Source organism: Clostridium sp. DJ247, from assembly GCF_014231265.1.
Window position 1 is genome coordinate 12,812 of record NZ_JABAIW010000034.1, and the last position, 16,046, is coordinate 28,857.

15 protein-coding genes and 1 pseudogene are annotated in these 16,046 nt (G+C 30.4%); 14 read left to right on the forward strand and 2 right to left on the reverse strand.

Features of this window, described 5'->3' with window-relative positions:
• Positions 1–184: 184 nt before the first annotated feature.
• The 6 genes and pseudogenes from HGI79_RS14045 (at position 185) to HGI79_RS14070 (ending at position 6,038) form a co-directional block, all read left to right on the forward strand.
• The gene (locus HGI79_RS14045; protein ID WP_185651326.1) at positions 185–559 is read left to right on the forward strand and encodes a RidA family protein; all 375 of its coding nucleotides are present in this window, start codon (positions 185–187) and stop codon (positions 557–559) included.
• Positions 560–1,042: 483 nt separating this feature from the next.
• Positions 1,043–1,480, forward strand: coding sequence for a GntR family transcriptional regulator (locus tag HGI79_RS14050; RefSeq protein WP_185651327.1), 438 nt, complete (start codon positions 1,043–1,045; stop codon positions 1,478–1,480).
• 129 nt (positions 1,481–1,609) lie between these two features.
• Entirely contained in the window at positions 1,610–2,512 is a 903-nt protein-coding gene (gene uxuA, locus HGI79_RS14055) for a mannonate dehydratase (protein ID WP_185651328.1), read from the forward strand.
• Between the two features lie 229 nt (positions 2,513–2,741).
• Positions 2,742–3,612, forward strand: a pseudogene (locus tag HGI79_RS14060) (hypothetical protein).
• 391 nt (positions 3,613–4,003) lie between these two features.
• Positions 4,004–4,723 (forward strand): LytTR family DNA-binding domain-containing protein, encoded by a 720-nt coding sequence (locus HGI79_RS14065; RefSeq protein WP_185651329.1) that lies wholly within the window; start codon positions 4,004–4,006, stop codon positions 4,721–4,723.
• A 43-nt stretch (positions 4,724–4,766) separates the two neighbouring features.
• Positions 4,767–6,038: a sensor histidine kinase gene (locus tag HGI79_RS14070; protein WP_185651330.1), complete on the forward strand. Its 1,272-nt coding sequence runs from the start codon at positions 4,767–4,769 to the stop codon at positions 6,036–6,038.
• Positions 6,039–6,193: 155 nt separating this feature from the next.
• Here the strand turns inward: HGI79_RS14070 and HGI79_RS14075 are convergent, their stop codons facing one another.
• Together HGI79_RS14075 and HGI79_RS23705 are read right to left on the reverse strand one after the other, a co-directional pair.
• Positions 6,194–6,334 carry an AgrD family cyclic lactone autoinducer peptide gene (locus HGI79_RS14075; protein ID WP_185651331.1) on the reverse strand — a complete coding sequence of 47 codons (141 nt, stop codon included), beginning with the start codon at positions 6,332–6,334 and terminating at the stop codon, positions 6,194–6,196.
• Positions 6,318–6,908, reverse strand: coding sequence for an accessory gene regulator B family protein (locus tag HGI79_RS23705; protein WP_185651332.1), 591 nt, complete (start codon positions 6,906–6,908; stop codon positions 6,318–6,320). The genes HGI79_RS14075 and HGI79_RS23705 overlap by 17 nt, the downstream gene beginning before the upstream one ends.
• A 358-nt stretch (positions 6,909–7,266) precedes the next feature.
• Between HGI79_RS23705 and iorA the strand changes: the two genes are divergently transcribed.
• The 8 genes from iorA to HGI79_RS14120 all read left to right on the forward strand — a co-directional run bounded on the left by iorA (position 7,267) and on the right by HGI79_RS14120 (position 16,037).
• Entirely contained in the window at positions 7,267–8,997 is a 1,731-nt protein-coding gene (gene iorA, locus HGI79_RS14085) for an indolepyruvate ferredoxin oxidoreductase subunit alpha (RefSeq protein ID WP_185651333.1), read from the forward strand.
• Between the two features lie 14 nt (positions 8,998–9,011).
• Positions 9,012–9,614 (forward strand): indolepyruvate oxidoreductase subunit beta, encoded by a 603-nt coding sequence (locus tag HGI79_RS14090; RefSeq protein ID WP_185651334.1) that lies wholly within the window; start codon positions 9,012–9,014, stop codon positions 9,612–9,614.
• Between the two features lie 64 nt (positions 9,615–9,678).
• Entirely contained in the window at positions 9,679–10,854 is a 1,176-nt protein-coding gene (gene metK / locus HGI79_RS14095) for a methionine adenosyltransferase (RefSeq protein WP_185651335.1), read from the forward strand.
• A gap of 563 nt (positions 10,855–11,417) precedes the next feature.
• Positions 11,418–12,419, forward strand: a complete 1,002-nt coding sequence (locus tag HGI79_RS14100) for an ACP S-malonyltransferase (RefSeq protein ID WP_185651336.1) — start codon at positions 11,418–11,420, stop codon at positions 12,417–12,419.
• A gap of 33 nt (positions 12,420–12,452) precedes the next feature.
• Complete coding sequence (locus HGI79_RS14105; RefSeq protein ID WP_241428220.1) at positions 12,453–14,528, forward strand: aldehyde ferredoxin oxidoreductase family protein; 2,076 nt, start codon at positions 12,453–12,455, stop codon at positions 14,526–14,528.
• 25 nt (positions 14,529–14,553) lie between these two features.
• Positions 14,554–14,859, forward strand: coding sequence for an acyl carrier protein (locus tag HGI79_RS14110; protein ID WP_185651338.1), 306 nt, complete (start codon positions 14,554–14,556; stop codon positions 14,857–14,859).
• A 123-nt stretch (positions 14,860–14,982) separates the two neighbouring features.
• Positions 14,983–15,291: a phosphopantetheine-binding protein gene (locus HGI79_RS14115; protein ID WP_185651339.1), complete on the forward strand. Its 309-nt coding sequence runs from the start codon at positions 14,983–14,985 to the stop codon at positions 15,289–15,291.
• Between the two features lie 2 nt (positions 15,292–15,293).
• A complete protein-coding gene (locus HGI79_RS14120; protein WP_241428221.1) occupies positions 15,294–16,037 on the forward strand; it encodes an enoyl-CoA hydratase/isomerase family protein in 744 nt (247 codons plus the stop codon).
• Positions 16,038–16,046: the final 9 nt, after the last annotated feature.

Below are 16,046 nucleotides of genomic sequence, written 5' to 3' on the forward strand. Positions count from 1 at the left end.
AAATTATATCAATGACAACAAATAAATATAAAGATAAATAATATGGAACTTGTGAAATTGTTGCACTTATGCTTAACTATAGAAATGTCTATAGAAGTAAATAAATAATTATTGACAATAGAACATATGTTTGATATCATGTGGTTAATAATTACATTATTACATTGTATTGGAGGATAGTTAAGTGATAAAAAGAATTGTTACCCCACCTTACGATAAATATGGTTTATCTACATTTGTGATAAATAACGATACCGTATATATTGGACATTTTGGAGGTAGTTTTGATGAAAATGGTAAGTTATTCACTACAATTGAGGAACAAATGAAGCAGACATTGAAAAATCTTGAAAATGCACTTAAAGAGATTAATTTGAGTCTGGAAAATGTGGTTAAACTTACGGTGATATTAAAAAATATTGACGATTTTCAAAAAATGCATAGTGTATGGGTAAAGCATTTTAACAAAGACAATTACCCTGTAAGGACATGTATAACTTCTGATTTTGTTGATGAATATTGTTTAATTCAAATAGAAGGTATTGCCTGCTATAATTAGGTTATATAAAGAGCATGATCATTAATTCATAGATTCTGCCTGATATCTATTAGGAATTTATAAGAATAGTTTGAAAGAAAGTAATCCGAGTTTCAACTTAGATAATAGCTAGAATGAAAGGGTTTGTAGAGTAGAATAAAGCAGCTGACCATTCTATATGAAAAAAGCACTCTTAATAGGGTCTTTTTAATATGGCTTGACAACTTTAGATAAAATTACTGCAATAAAAATTAATTTAAAGTTAATGAGTATTATAGAGAGCTAGTGGTTTGAAAAAAATTACTAGGTCTTTTATTTATAGTATATTTTTTCAATTAAGGAAAAACATTTAATTATGCCGAACCATGTAGTATACTAGTATATAATGTTTTAAATTTATTATAATTTGTTTTTATTTAAAGTATTATCAATTTAACATTAAAGGAACTTAGAAATAAAGTGTTAGGTACTATTTTTATATTGATGAAATAGTGAGGTACAAATATGAATTTACTAGATAAATTAAAAGGTGAAAACGGAAAAGAATATGCATATAGAGTTTTAAAGAGTAATATTATGTCTTTAGAGCTTAAACCAGGCCAAAGCATTAGTGAAGCAGAGTTATCACAACAATTAAATATTTCAAGAACTCCCATTCGTGAGGTATTAATGAGATTAAAAGAAGAACACCTTATTGATGTAAAACCACAAATAGGTACTTATATATCCTTGATTGATAGAGATCTTATAGAAGAAGCGTTTTTTATGAGATATTTTTTAGAAAAAGAGGCATTGAAGCTTGCGTGTAATAGCTTTCCAGAAGATAAGTTAATGGAGTTGGAGAAGAATTTGATGTCTCAAAAATATATAGTTGGAAAACAAAACCATGAAATAGAGTTCCATAGCTTAGATATACAGTTTCATGGAATAATATTTTTCTAAGATTTATGTAAACGTTATAAAGGGACTAGGGCTTTAGTTATTTCTCAAGAGTAATAACTAATTGTAAGGGGTTTCTTTCGTTTATAAAACATGAGTATTTTAGAAGAATACTTGTAATCTAATTGTAAAGTGTTTGAAAAAGAAAAAATCGAAGCTCATAGGCTAAAATTAGAGGTTATTGAAAGCGTTCCCGTACATGAAGATATAAAGATGGGGCTTTCAACAAGAGACGAATATATAGCTAACTACTGTGAGACATTAAGAAACTTAGCTAAAGCAGGTATAAAAGTAGTTTGTTATAATTTTATGCCAGTATTTGATTGGACAAGATCTGAGTTAGCTCATGAATTACCAGACGGTTCAAATGCACTAATATATAAACACGAAACTGTATTGAAGATGGATCCAGTAACAGGAGAGTTATCACTTCCAGGTTGGGATTCAAGCTATACAAAAGAAGGAATGAAAGATCTATTAGAACAATATAAAAGTATAACAGAAGAAGATTTATGGAATAACTTAGAGTATTTCTTAAAACACGTAATTGCTGTAGCTGATGAGGTTGCAATTAAAATGGCAATACATCAGGATGATCCACCTTGGTCAATTTTTGGACTACCAAGAATAATAAAGAATAAAGAAAATCTTGAAAGACTTATTAATCTAGTAGATAGTCCAAACAACGGTATAACTTTATGTTCAGGATCTTTAGGTGTTGATCCAAATAACAATGTACCAGAATTAATTCGTTATTTTGGTAAAAAAGGTAGAATTCATTTTGGACACTGCAGAAATATAAAAATCACAGGGGAAAAGTCTTTTGAAGAATCTTCACATAGAAGTGCAGATGGTTCCCTAGATATGTTTGAGATTATGAAAGCTTATTATGATATAGGCTTTGATGGACCTATAAGACCAGATCACGGAAGAATGATTTGGGGAGAAACAGGAAGACCAGGATGTGGACTTTATGACAGGGCATTAGGGGCAACGTATCTAAATGGAATATGGGAAGCTTTAGAAAAATCATAAAATAGGAGCCAATTTTAAGTATAGTTAATATAGGTCGTTTACTATAAGACTTAACTTGTTTCTTTCATTTCGTATTAGTTTTGAAATTCCTTATTTGTTATTAAGAAAGTAATTGAAAATTAGTAAGGTTACCTTTGTTGTAAACGATCTATATGTTTAATAATTAAAGAAATGGACTTATATTTAGAATATAAACTTTCATCAAATAAAAAATGAGGGGGATAATAATATGCCATTAATTATTGTGGGTATAGGAGTTGCGTTATTATTATTATTATTATTATTATTAATGATTGCCTTTAAGTTAAACGGTTTCGACACTCTAATTATAGTTTCACTAGTAGTAGGTCTTGCTGAAGGAATGCCTATAACTAAAATACTTGGTTCTATACAAGGCGGTGTTGGTGCAACCTTAGGGAGTTTGGCATTAGTAATAGGTTTTGGATCTATACTTGGAAGGCTTATGTTTAATTCCAGTATTCTTAATGGCAGCATCTACAATTGCAAAGTTAACATTACCTGCTAAATCATCAATAGTTGTGTTTCTTACATTCATAGGGGATCCAGTAATGGCTTTGTTAATAGCAGTAATAGTGGCTATATTCACTTTTGGAATAAATAGAGGAAAGACTATGACTGAAATTGGGAAAATTTCCGAAGGTGCTTTAACTTCTATAGCTATAATTCTACTAGTAATAGCTGGTGGTGGAGCTTTCAAGCAAGTTCTTATTGACAGTGGTGTAGGCAAATATGTAGCACATCTTATTCAAGGGTCAAGTTTGTCACCAATATTCCTAGCTTGGTTAATTGCGGCTTGTTTAAGAATAGCTCAGGGTTCAGCAACTATAGCAGCTATTACATCAGCAGGTATAGTAATGCCAGTAATACAAGCCACTCATGTAAAACCAGAATTAATGGTTTTAGCAACAGGTGCTGGAAGCTTAATTTTCTCACATGTTAATGATCCTGGATTCTGGATGTTTAAGGAATTCTTTAACCTAAGTATTGGTGAAACACTAGCATCTTGGTCTGTACTGGAAACTATTATATCAGTTATGGGATTGATTGGTGCATTAGTATTAAGTGCTATATTACATTAATATTAAGTGTTAGAGAATCTGACAACTTTTGTTGCATTACTCACGATGTATACTCTACAAAAAAACAAACTGTAGACAAAATATTTTGTTCACAGTTTGTTTTTTTGTTAACGAAGAAAAGCTAATAGTAGAGATGTTAACAAATAAATTTCGACAATGTTTTTTATAACTATTTGTTAACAATAGTATAAAATGATGTAAAGATTTTTAAGGTTACGTAAATATGTTGTAATATTAAAAGGGAAAATAGGAATTGAATAGAATATATGATGAAAGAGAATAAAAAATACAGATATGATAATTGATATGATAATTGATAAGATAAAAATAAAAGACTTAAAAGACTCATTAAGGTTTAGCTAGAGTAATAAATTAGTTAGGAGGATGTTTCATGATGAATATATTAATTGTAGAAGATGATGAATATCAGAGACGTAATCTTGTAAAAATGATTGAGGATATTGATTGTACTTATAACATTTTAGAAGCAGCTAATTTAAAAGAAGCAAGAAAATTACTTAAAAACAATAATATTGATTTATTTTATTTAGATATAAGTTTAGGCACGGAATCTGGATTAGACTTAGCATCTGAAATTAGAAAAAACCCAAGGTATAAATTCACATGGATTATATTTATTACTACACATAAAAAATATATGCTAGAAGCATTTAAAGAGATCCATTGCTATGACTATATTATAAAGCCTTATGATAAAGAAAAAGTTAAGGAGGTTACTATTGCTCTTACAGAGAATTCGATTTCTAAAATTGAAGATAACTCTAAACGAAAATCTGTAATTTTTGATGTTGAAGATTTATTGATAAAATTATATACAAGTGAAATCATATTTGTAGAGGTATATATTAGGACATGTTATGTACATACAAAACTAGGAAAATACACTGTTAAGAATTTATCTCTGAAAAAGTTAACAAAAATGATTAATGATGAAGCTTTTATACAATCTCATAGAGCGTATATAGTAAATAAGCAGTATATAAGAGAAATAAGAAAAGGAACTCGTTCCTGGGAAATATCTTTTAAAGGATATGATGAAACTGCTTTATTAGGAACTAGATTTAAAAAAGCAGTACTAAACAATTTTTAGTGTTGCTTTTTTATGTATAGTATAATTAAAGGGTGGGATACTGATGGTAGGTGACATAAAACTTTCAATTCTTACTTCTATAGAGATATTGTCAATGCTATTAATCTGGAATTCTCTTGGACTAAAGGGTAGAAGGAAATACCTTAAAATTTTTATGATTACTACTTTATTGACTAGTGTAATAGTTTTTGATAATAAAATAAATTTATCAATTGCTATTTATGTAAATTATGTACTTTTTATTATAATGATTATGTATTTTTTTAAAAAAAATATAATGGAAACATTTGTAGAGTTTTGTATTGTTACAATAACCTGCATGTCTATTGAACTTATTTTAATTGGGTTTCTGAAATATTTTCATATAAAATCTAATAACAATTCTTTTATAATAGACGTGTTAGGAGCTATAATTTTACTAGGTATAAGTATTTGTTTATCAAGATGGACGACTATAAGGAGACTCTATATTAAGCATAAACAACATTTAAATAAAATGATATTTTTATTGATAAATCTATTATTTTATATTGCAGTTATAAAAACATTATGGGAGTATTACAGAGAAATACTTATAAAGCATTATATTTTTGTTTGTATTACGTTTATTTTGTTTGTATTATTCAATATAAAATTTATGGTAAATAGTATTCAGCTGAGTGTAAAAGATGAACAAATTGAGAACTTTAATAGATATAGCAAAATAATTTCTAATGTAATAGAGGAAATAAGAAGAAAACAACATGATTTTAAGAATCATCTTAATACTATATATGGAATTGTACAGATAGGAAATGAAGAAACTTTAAAAGATGACATAACTGCATATATAAAAACATTAAATTCTTCATTACAAGATATAGATATATTTATACAATCAGAGAACAAAGTAATAAAAGGTACAATTTACAGTAAGTCATGTGAGGCAAAAACAAAGGATATACAATTTTTATATAATATTGAAGATAAAAAGATAAACTTTCCTATTGAAGATTATGAGCTTTCACAAATACTTACTAATGTAATAGATAATGCTTTTGAAGCTGTAGAGGACAATACGCATTCTGAGAAAAATGTTATTATAAATATTGGACAAACTAAAAATATAGTGTATATAGAAATAAAAAATTCTGGCAATCCTATTAATCCTCAAATAATTAATAAAATTTTTAAAAAAGGTTTTTCCACAAAGGGAGAAGTAGGGCATGGCTATGGTTTATATAATGTGAAGAATATAACTGAAGCGTATGGAGGTAGAATTCAATTATCATATGAAGATGGATTTGTTATTTTTAAAATAATATTTAACATATAGTATAATTAGTAAAAATACATAATCTAATTCTTAAAAAAAGCTTAAGTTTTTTGAAATATTTTAAGATAAAATAAATTCCAATAAAACAGAATTTTATTGGAATTTATTTATAAATTTTCTACTGTTTTGTGTAAATACTGCTTATAGATTATTGTTTAGTCAATAAGACTTTTTGGAGGCTTAGGCTCTCCCAAGAAACATAAACATCCAACATTAGGTATTATTGCAGTCATAGCTAGAAGTAATGAGCAACAAATATGTAGCAATGATTTCTCATTTTTAAATATTTTTTTCATATTTAAGTCCTCCATTTATAAAACTTATATTAATCAATTGAATTGATTGCAGCATTATGGTTAACAAACCACAATTTAAAAAATATAGATTTTTAACATGAAATAATAATATGTATAGCCAAATTATAATAGATAAGATGGAAATGATTTTAAAGTTCCGTCTTTTTTTAGGGTTTTTTATAGGTCTATATGAACTAGGTTTAGGTGAGGCAACTGCTACAATAATAATACAAAATATTGCAATGGTGTAATAATATGCTGATGGAAGATTAGGGATGTATTCAGGAAGTAAGCAAGTTATTAGAAAAAAAATTATAGAAGAAAACAAACAGTTATATGACTTTTCAAAATGAATGCCTCCAGAATAGGTTCTAATGCAAAATAATATTAATAGGGAGAACAGGAAAATTACTAATTTGCCTAACAACTTAAAGATAAGAAGTAAAACAAGTAACTTAAAAGATTCCCCTAAAATAACAATTAGAATATAATTAATTTTTTCTATTTCTTCAGAATTTAGAGGAACCCTTTTACTTAAATTTAATGTTATAAATGCAGTTAATTTGCTTACCATATTAAGTTCACCACCCACTAGATATAATTTAATTTAACCACATAAAAGTAAAAATTTAAGGTATGAAAAGTTAATTTTTTGTTACGAAATAGCTTGTAATTTTTTTTAGTATAAAAGCGTTTAACATTTACGACAAAAAAATAGCGTTTTATGTAACGTTTGTAGATTTATTAAAAATTATGGTTTATTGTAGATGAAGGAGGCTAGTATAAATTAATATGCCTAAATTGACATAATTAGGTATCTAAAGTATGTAAGAGTTAATCATAAATTGAAATAGTCACCATTCTCAGGTGATATATAAATAAACAGTATAAATATTAAAACTTAAATTTTCACAGGAGGAAGTGTTAAATTTATGAAAAAACTATTGTTAGGTAATGAAGCAATTGCAAGAGGTGCCTTTGAATATGGTGTGACAGTAGCTACGGCTTACCCAGGAACACCTAGTACGGAAATAACGGAAAATATTGCTAAATATGAAAATATTAACGCAGAGTGGTCACCTAATGAAAAAGTGGCTTTAGAAGTTGGAATTGGTGCTTCAATCGCAGGAGCTAGAACTATAGTGTCAATGAAGCATGTAGGTTTAAATGTAGCCGCAGATGCACTTATGTCTATTTCTTATCCTGGTGTAAATGCAGGTCTGGTAGTTGCTGTTGCAGATGATCCAGGTCAACACAGTTCTCAAAATGAACAAGACACAAGATATTTTGGCATTGCTGGAAAGATACCCGTAGTAGAACCCTCTGACAGCCAAGAATGCAAAGATTTTGTTGGACTTTCTCTTGAAATAAGTGAAAACTTTGATACACCAGTAATCTTAAGATTAAGCACAAGAGTTTCACATTCACAAAGCCTTGTGCAGTTAAAAGAAAAAGAGTACTGTGCTTTAAAAGAATATGATCAAAATCCAAATAAATACATAGTTGCTCCAGCAGTTGCAAAGAAGAGGAGAGTCATAGCAGAAGATAGGCTTAGAAGATTAGAAGAATTTGCAGAGACAACAGTGTTAAATAAAGTTGAATATAAAGATTTAAATGTAGGAATAATTACTAGTGGAATAGCTTATCAGTATGCAAAAGAGGTAATGCCTAATGCATCCTTTCTAAAGCTTGGACTTTCTTATCCCTTACCTAAAAATAAAATTACAGAATTTGTAAATAGATGTGAAAAAGTTTACGTGATTGAAGAATTAGAACCTATTTTTGAGCAGAAGATAAAGTCCTGGGGACTTAGTGTAATAGGTAAAGAGATCATTCCTACTATTGGTGAATTAAGCCCTAGAATTATTAGAAAAGCATTGTTAGATGAAACTATAGAAGGTGTAAATCCTAGCTTTTCACAAGAGGTTCCTGTTAGACCTCCAATATTATGTCCAGGCTGTCATCATAGGGGGGTTTTCTATGTTCTAAAAAAATTAGGTATACACACCTCAGGTGATATAGGATGTTATACTTTGGCTGCATTTCCGCCTTTGAATGCCATGGATACATCCATTTGTATGGGTGCTAGTATAGGAATGGCCTTAGGTTTTGAAAAAGCTAGAGGTAAGGATTTTGCGAAAAAATCTGTTGCAGTTATAGGAGACTCTACCTTTATTCATTCTGGTATTACAGGACTTATAGATGTTGTTTATAATAAAGGTAATACCACAGTGATTATACTAGATAACTCAATTACAGCAATGACAGGGCACCAGGAAAATCCGTCAACCGGTTATACTTTAAAAGGTGAACCTACAATAGGAATTGACTTTGAAGCCTTGGGAAGAGCCATTGGAATAAAGAGAATTCAGACTGTAGACGCTTATGATATTTTTAATTTTGAAAGAATTATCAAGGAAGAAACTCAGGCTGAAGAGCCCTCTCTAATAATTACAAAGAGGCCTTGTGTTTTATTAAAAAGAGCTAACGAAGTAAGAAAGACATTAAGCATAAAGAATAACCTATGTAAAGGCTGTAAAGCCTGCTTAAAGATAGGGTGTCCTGCTATAGTGTTTAAAGATAATAAAGCGGAGATTAATAAAGTTCTTTGTGTTGGATGTGAGCTTTGTACAAAAGTATGTAAGTTTGAAGCTATAGTATAGGGGGGAGAAAAACTATGAATATTCTAATATCAGCAGTAGGAGGGCAAGGAGCCTTACTTGCCAGTAGAATACTTGGAAAGCTTGCTCAGAATATGGAATTGGATGTGAAGGTTTCAGAAGTTCATGGTATGTCGCAAAGAGGTGGAAGTGTTATAACTTATGTTAAATTTGGAGAGAAAGTATTTTCACCCACTGTAGAAGAGGGAACCGCTGATATTATTCTTGCCTTTGAATTACTTGAGGGCGCAAGATATGCTGAGTGGTTAAAGAAAAATGGTACTTTAATAGTAAGCACTCAAAGAATTGACCCAATGCCGGTAATTACTGGTGCAGTTCAGTATCCTGATAATTTAATTTTTGAGCTCTTAAAATTACCAATTAAGGTGTATAGCGTTGATGCATTGGAGCTTGCAAGTGAAGCTGGAAGCGTTAAAGCAGCAAATGTAGTACTAATAGGAATTTTAGCTTCAACAACTAACATTGCAAAGGAAAAATGGGAACAGGCAATTAGAGAAACTGTACCTGAAAAGCTGTTAGAAATCAACTTAAAGGCCTTTGAATTGGGGTACGAAATAAAATCCAATTATTCTTATGATAAACTTGAGCAATTGCAATAATATTGAGATGAAAAAAATAAATATTTATTAATTATAAATAAAGATATTTTATGGAGGAGTTAATATGAGAAGATTATTTACATCAGAATCAGTTACAGAAGGACATCCAGATAAAATTTGTGATCAAATATCAGATGCTGTCCTTGATGCTATTTTAGAAAAAGATCCAAGTGGAAGGGTAGCATGTGAAACTGCTACTACTACTGGAATGGTTATGGTTATAGGTGAAATAACTACTAATTGCTATGTAGATATTCCAAGATTAGTTAGAAAGACAATAGAGGAAATAGGTTATACTAGAGCAAAATTTGGATTTGACTGTGATACTTGTTCAGTAATGACTTCAATAGATGAACAATCCTCTGATATAGCCATGGGAGTTAATGAAGCTCTTGAAGCTAAACAAGGTGAAATGGATAAAATAGAAGCCATAGGTGCAGGGGATCAGGGTTTGATGTTTGGATTTGCTACTAATGAAACACCTGAATATATGCCTATGCCTATAAGCTTAGCTCACAAGCTTTCAAGAAGATTATCAGAAGTAAGAAAAAATTATACATTAGCATACTTAAGACCGGATGGAAAAACTCAGGTTACGGTAGAATATGAAGATAACAAACCTGTTAGGATAGATACTATTGTTATATCAACTCAACATGACCCAGATATAACTCGCCAACAAATAGAGGAAGATTTAATAGAAAATGTTATTAAACCTGTCATTCCAGATGAGCTTTTAGATGAAAATACTAAGTATTTCATAAATCCAACAGGAAGATTCGTTGTTGGAGGTCCACAAGGAGATGCTGGACTGACTGGAAGAAAAATTATAGTTGATACATATGGTGGATATGGCAGACACGGTGGTGGAGCCTTCTCAGGAAAAGATCCAACTAAGGTTGATAGATCAGGTGCATATGCGGCTAGATGGGTAGCTAAGAATCTTGTTGCTGCAGGAGTTGCTGATAAGCTTGAAGTGCAGGTTGCTTATGCTATAGGAGTAGCTAAGCCAGTTTCTGTTACAGTAGATACTTTTGGTACAGGAAAAATTTCAGAAGATAAGATTGTAGAAATAGTTAACAAAGTATTTGATTTAAGACCAGCTGCAATAATAAGAGATTTAGACTTAAGAAGACCAATATATAGACAAGTAGCTGCTTATGGACATTTTGGAAGAACAGATGTTAATGTTCCATGGGAAAGCTTAAATAAAGTAGAAGAAATAATGAAATTATATTAAGAGAGTGGTAGTAGCAACATTTTTCATAAAACATTTTCTTAAAAGTATATAAATATAGATGACTTATACATAATAAAAAATGTATAAGTCATTTTTGTTTTAAGTAAAATCCTAAAGTAAATGATTCTACTATGTTGCTTCATGTAAATAACGGTGTATACATCTTTCTAAGTTATTTTTCATATTGAATAAGCTAGTGGCTTTTACAAGCGTGTGGCTACATCATTTTTAAAGACAACTTGGCACTATATATCTTAATAATAGTAGACAGAAAAAATGAGTTTGAAAGCTTTGCTAGTATTACCCCTAAATAGAAATAGGTATAAAAGTATTTAATGTTTATGACAAAAAAATAGTCTTTCATGACATGTTTGTAGATTTATAAAAAAGTATAGATTATTATGAATATAGGATATTGATAGATATTAATGAATTTTATAAAATCTTATCTAATTTAAACATAATGTGTAAATAACTGATGAAAAATTGAGTTAGTATGTTACATATTATAAATTCAAAAATACTGAAAATTGTGATTAGTCCAGTGATTTAAGAGGTGAAAAATGGATCAATTTATTAAAGAAAAACATGCCTTTATGTTTCAGGGAGTAGGAGCTGAATATCAAAGATTATTACACTTACTCGATGAAGAACAAAAAGAAATATTGAGTCACTACTGTTCTATAGTATATAAAGAACTAGAGTTAGACTTGTGGAACTATTTATTTAATTCTTCAGAAACAAAATATAACAAGATGTTCAATGATTGGATTGCTATATATACTTGTGATTATATTGTTTATCATATATATACTAATTTTAATATAAAACCAGAAATGTTTATGGGATACAGTATGGGATTAATTACAGCAATGGCTTGCGGAAAATCCATTTCTTTTGAAGCGGGATTACATATGCTATTAAATATATATGAGTATCCCCAATGTGTTACTAGACAAGAAGAAGCAATGGCCGTAATTGTAGGCATGACCTGCAATAATGTGGAAAAAATAATACAAGAAAATGGTTTAAAGGATTATGTGGAAATAGCTAGTGAAAACAATGAGTATTGCATTATTATAGCTGGAATAAAGAGCGGTATTGATAAAGTTATGACCATAGCGAAAAATGAAGGTGCTTTAAAGGTTAGAGGAATAAGTGCACCTTATGCCTTTCATTCTAGTCATGCATCAAAGGGAATTGAAAGGTATATAGATTTTGTTGAAAAATTACAGGTTTCTGATTGCATGACACCAATAATTTCAAGTTTTGATCAGAATATAATTCAGAATTCTTCTGATTTAAAGAAAGAGCTTGTAAGAAATATGGCTGGTCGAATGTATTGGAAAACTTCAATAGAAAAAGTAGCAGGTATGGGCATAAATAGCTTTGTTGAAGTCAGCTTAGATGATTCTATAACGAAATTTTCTAAATTAATCAATATGGATAACGAATTCTTTAATTTTAATAAATTTCGCAAAATAAAATCGAAAGAAATCGTAGCAAAAGAAATTGAAAATGGTTTTGAAGCTAAAATTGGTGTACAGAATAATAAAAGCAAATAAAGAGAATAAGATGGAAAGGATAAGATGGAGAGGATGAAAGATAATAGCATAGTATATATCGATTTGTCCAACAAGAAAATAACCTGGGAAGAAATATCTCCTGAAATAAGAAAAAAATATATAGGTGGACCCGGAATCAATACAAAGATTCTTTTTGATTCGAATGCAGACAAATATGATGCTTTATCGGAAAATAACGTACTCATTTTTGGAGTTGGACCTTCTGTAGGAACAGGCTTACCAGCTAGCAATCGGTGTACTATAACTGCAAAAAGTCCTATAACAGATTTATATGGGGACTCAAATGTGGGTGGGGAATTTAACCTAAGAATGCGTGCAGTTGGAATTGACAATCTTGTATTTACTGGAAAAGCTGAAACTCCTGTATATGTACATATAAACAAGGATGGAGAAATTCAAATTCTGGATGCTGCTGATATATGGGGTACTTGGACAGAGAAAGTAACGGATATCTTAGTAGAAAGGCATGGCAAGTTCTCCGAAGTAGCGTGTATAGGACCTGCAGGAGAGAAGCTTGTTCGTTTTGCTAGTGTAATTATGTCCAAATGTCATGTTGCTGGACGGACAGGAATGGGTTGTGTCATGGGTTCAAAAAACTTAAAAGCCATTGTAATTGAGAAAAAAATAGGCAAACCAGCCATGTATGATCAAAACAAAATCAAGGAAATAAGAGATATATGGATAAAAAGCAGCCGTTCTTCCGTTATGGCAAAATCAGGAAGTATTCAAGGATCATTAATGCTAATTAAACAGTACGAAAAAGACCGATGCATACCTATAAGAAATAATCAAACGGGTAAAGATGAAAAGATTAAAAATATTTATGTTGAAAAATTTTTATATAAACATGAGACAAAAAGAAAAGCATGTATTTACTGTCCTGTGGGCTGTGCAAGAGAATATGAAATCAGTGAAGGAAAACATAAGGGAGAAAAAGGAGACAGGCTTGATTACGGTGCAGTGGCAGGTGTCGGTGCTTGTACTGGAGTATTTGATTGGCCAGGTATCCTGCATTTAAAAACCCTCAGTGATCAACTAGGACTTGATGCTATCGAGTTTGGTGGTGCAGCTGGTTTGATTTTGGAATGTCAACAGAGAGGTATACTTAAAAAAGAAGATAATGGTGGGAAAATATTTGAATTTGGCAATGCTGATGATGTTGAGCAGATAATGCTAATGATTGCTAACCGTGAGGGTGTGGGTGATATTGCGGCGGAAGGAACATATCGTGCTGCAAAAAAATTGAATGCTGAGCAATATGCTTTTTGCATTAAGAAATCCTCAGTTGGTCTTCATACAAATTCCCATTTAGCTAAGTCTTTAAGTTATTTAACATCTACTAGGGGCGGCGACCATTTAAAGGGCTATGTTTTTACATCGGTTGTTCCAGGATTATTTTCAGAGGTTGTTTCAAAGCATGTTTTTAAAATGGCGGCTGAAAAAAATTATGCAAAACCAGAGAAAAAGGGACGTGTTGTATGGTGGCATGAAAACTATAAATATATAGTTGATGCCTTAGGATTTTGTATTTTCTTTATGCAAGCACTTCCAAGCAAAGGTGTTGGTTTTTTCCAAGATTTTGCTGATGTAATGAATGGGCTATTTAATCTTGATATAAAAGATGAGGAAGTGTTTAATGTTGGAGAGCGCATTTACCAACTTCAAAACGCTTTTAATGTAAACTGTGGATGTAGGCTAGATGATTATAAATGGGCAGAACGTAAGAAGGAGGAAAACATCGAAGATCAACTTATTGAAGAAACAACTATTAAAGTTCGTGACAATCCAGGGATGCTTCCAGAGTATTTCAAATATAGAGGATTAACAAAAGATGGCAAGCCAACTAACAAGAGATTTTTAGAGTTGGAGTTAGATGAGTATATTGAAAAAGCAAAAGTAATACCTAGTGATGATGTTAAGACAATTAAAGACTTATTGCAAGATGTTCAATTGAATATAAAATTAACAAAAGGTGAACAGATAAAAAGTAATATAATAAATGGTCTGCTATGTAAACTCTTAGATAAAAAGGACAAAAAGGACAAGGAAAAGGCTTTAAAATTAAAGGAAAAACAAATAAATAAATAAGTAATTATACGAGGAGGATTATAAAATGGCAAATTTAACACAAGAAATAAAAGAAGAAATAAAAAACTTGGTTTATGAGTTTTTCTCAGAAGAGTGTGAAGTTGAATTAGAGAAATTAAATGATGAAACAACTATTATGGATGATTTAGATGGAGATTCCTTGTTGTTTGTTGAGCTAGTTGAATTGATGAAAAAGAAATATAGTTTAAATATTCAGCTTCAGACCATAGGTAAGTATTTACTTAAGAATCCAGCTACAACAATCGGACAAGTAATTGAAACTTCAATTCTGATTTATGAACATGAGAATGATATTGTTAATATAGCATAATAAAGCATTCTACTTATAAGGTCAGATGAAATTGCTCTTTAAGACTTTGTTTAATGAGCAGGAATAATAAAGTTATGTTTAATAATTAAGAAAATAAAAGATAGATATTAGGAGGATTATAAAATGGCAAATTTAACACTAGAAATGAAAGAAGAAATAAAAAACTTGGTTTATGAGTTTTTCTCAGAAGAGTGTGAGGTTGAATTAGAAGAATTAAATGATGAAACAACTATTATGGATGATTTAGATGGAGATTCCTTACTATTTGTTGAGTTAGTTGAATTAATGAAAAAGAAATATAGCTTAAACATTCAGCTTCAGACTATCGGAAAGTATTTGCTTAAGAATCCAGCTACAACAATAGGACAAGTAATTGAAACTTCTTGGCTTATTTATGAGCATGAGAATGATATTGTTAACATAGGACAGTAATCATGATGACGGATTCAGAACAAAAAAAATCCGGAGTAGTCCGTTTTGAAGTGAAAAATGAAGTTGGAATTATTACTATCGATAATGGAACCCAGAATAAAATAAGCCAGGCTGACTTTTTGGATTTGAACTGTTTAAAAGAATGGTTATCTGAACAAGATTTAAAAGGACTAGTAATTACAGGACAAGGAAGACATTTTTCAGCAGGCGCCGATGTAGACAACATAAAAGTTGATAGAGATAATCCAGAGTCTTTAAAGGAAAGTTTAAGAAAAGGCAAGGAAATACTGAATTATATCGAAGGGCTTCCGATGCTCACTGTAGCAGCCGTTAGTGGGATATGCTTTGGAGCAGGGCTAGAAATTGCACTAAGTTGCCAGTTCCTAATTGGTACGACTAATGCCATTTTAGCTTTTCCTGAATCCAACCTTGGTATTATGCCTGGATTAGCTGGTACCATCAGACTGCCGAAGAAAATCGGCAGAAGAAAAGCCTTAGAAATTATAATTTCAGGGAGAACTGTTTCATCTGAGGAAGCTTATAATCTAGGTTTAGTTGATAAAATTGTTCCTAATAAAGAACATTTATCTGCTGCATTACAACTTATAGATGAATTAACTGAGAATAAATCAATACATCAAGTTAGAAACATAATTCAATCTGTATATAATTCCATTAATGAGACTAATGAAATAGCTATGGAAGATGAAGGAGAAATGTTTTTAGATTTGGTTAAAAATTTATAAGGAGGTTGT

Bases quoted from the DNA above. Each gene is read 5' to 3' on its own strand.
- HGI79_RS14050 (WP_185651327.1), top strand. From the start codon at position 1,043: ATGAATTTACTAGATAAATTAAAAGGTGAAAACGGAAAAGAATATGCA.
- HGI79_RS14065 (WP_185651329.1), top strand. From the start codon at position 4,004: ATGATGAATATATTAATTGTAGAAGATGATGAATATCAGAGACGTAAT.
- HGI79_RS14070 (WP_185651330.1), top strand. From the start codon at position 4,767: ATGGTAGGTGACATAAAACTTTCAATTCTTACTTCTATAGAGATATTG.
- HGI79_RS14075 (WP_185651331.1), bottom strand. From the start codon at position 6,334: ATGAAAAAAATATTTAAAAATGAGAAATCATTGCTACATATTTGTTGC.
- HGI79_RS23705 (WP_185651332.1), bottom strand. From the start codon at position 6,908: ATGGTAAGCAAATTAACTGCATTTATAACATTAAATTTAAGTAAAAGG.
- iorA (WP_185651333.1), top strand. From the start codon at position 7,267: ATGAAAAAACTATTGTTAGGTAATGAAGCAATTGCAAGAGGTGCCTTT.
- HGI79_RS14090 (WP_185651334.1), top strand. From the start codon at position 9,012: ATGAATATTCTAATATCAGCAGTAGGAGGGCAAGGAGCCTTACTTGCC.
- metK (WP_185651335.1), top strand. From the start codon at position 9,679: ATGAGAAGATTATTTACATCAGAATCAGTTACAGAAGGACATCCAGAT.
- HGI79_RS14100 (WP_185651336.1), top strand. From the start codon at position 11,418: ATGGATCAATTTATTAAAGAAAAACATGCCTTTATGTTTCAGGGAGTA.
- HGI79_RS14105 (WP_241428220.1), top strand. From the start codon at position 12,453: ATGAAAGATAATAGCATAGTATATATCGATTTGTCCAACAAGAAAATA.
- HGI79_RS14110 (WP_185651338.1), top strand. From the start codon at position 14,554: ATGGCAAATTTAACACAAGAAATAAAAGAAGAAATAAAAAACTTGGTT.
- HGI79_RS14115 (WP_185651339.1), top strand. From the start codon at position 14,983: ATGGCAAATTTAACACTAGAAATGAAAGAAGAAATAAAAAACTTGGTT.
- HGI79_RS14120 (WP_241428221.1), top strand. From the start codon at position 15,294: ATGATGACGGATTCAGAACAAAAAAAATCCGGAGTAGTCCGTTTTGAA.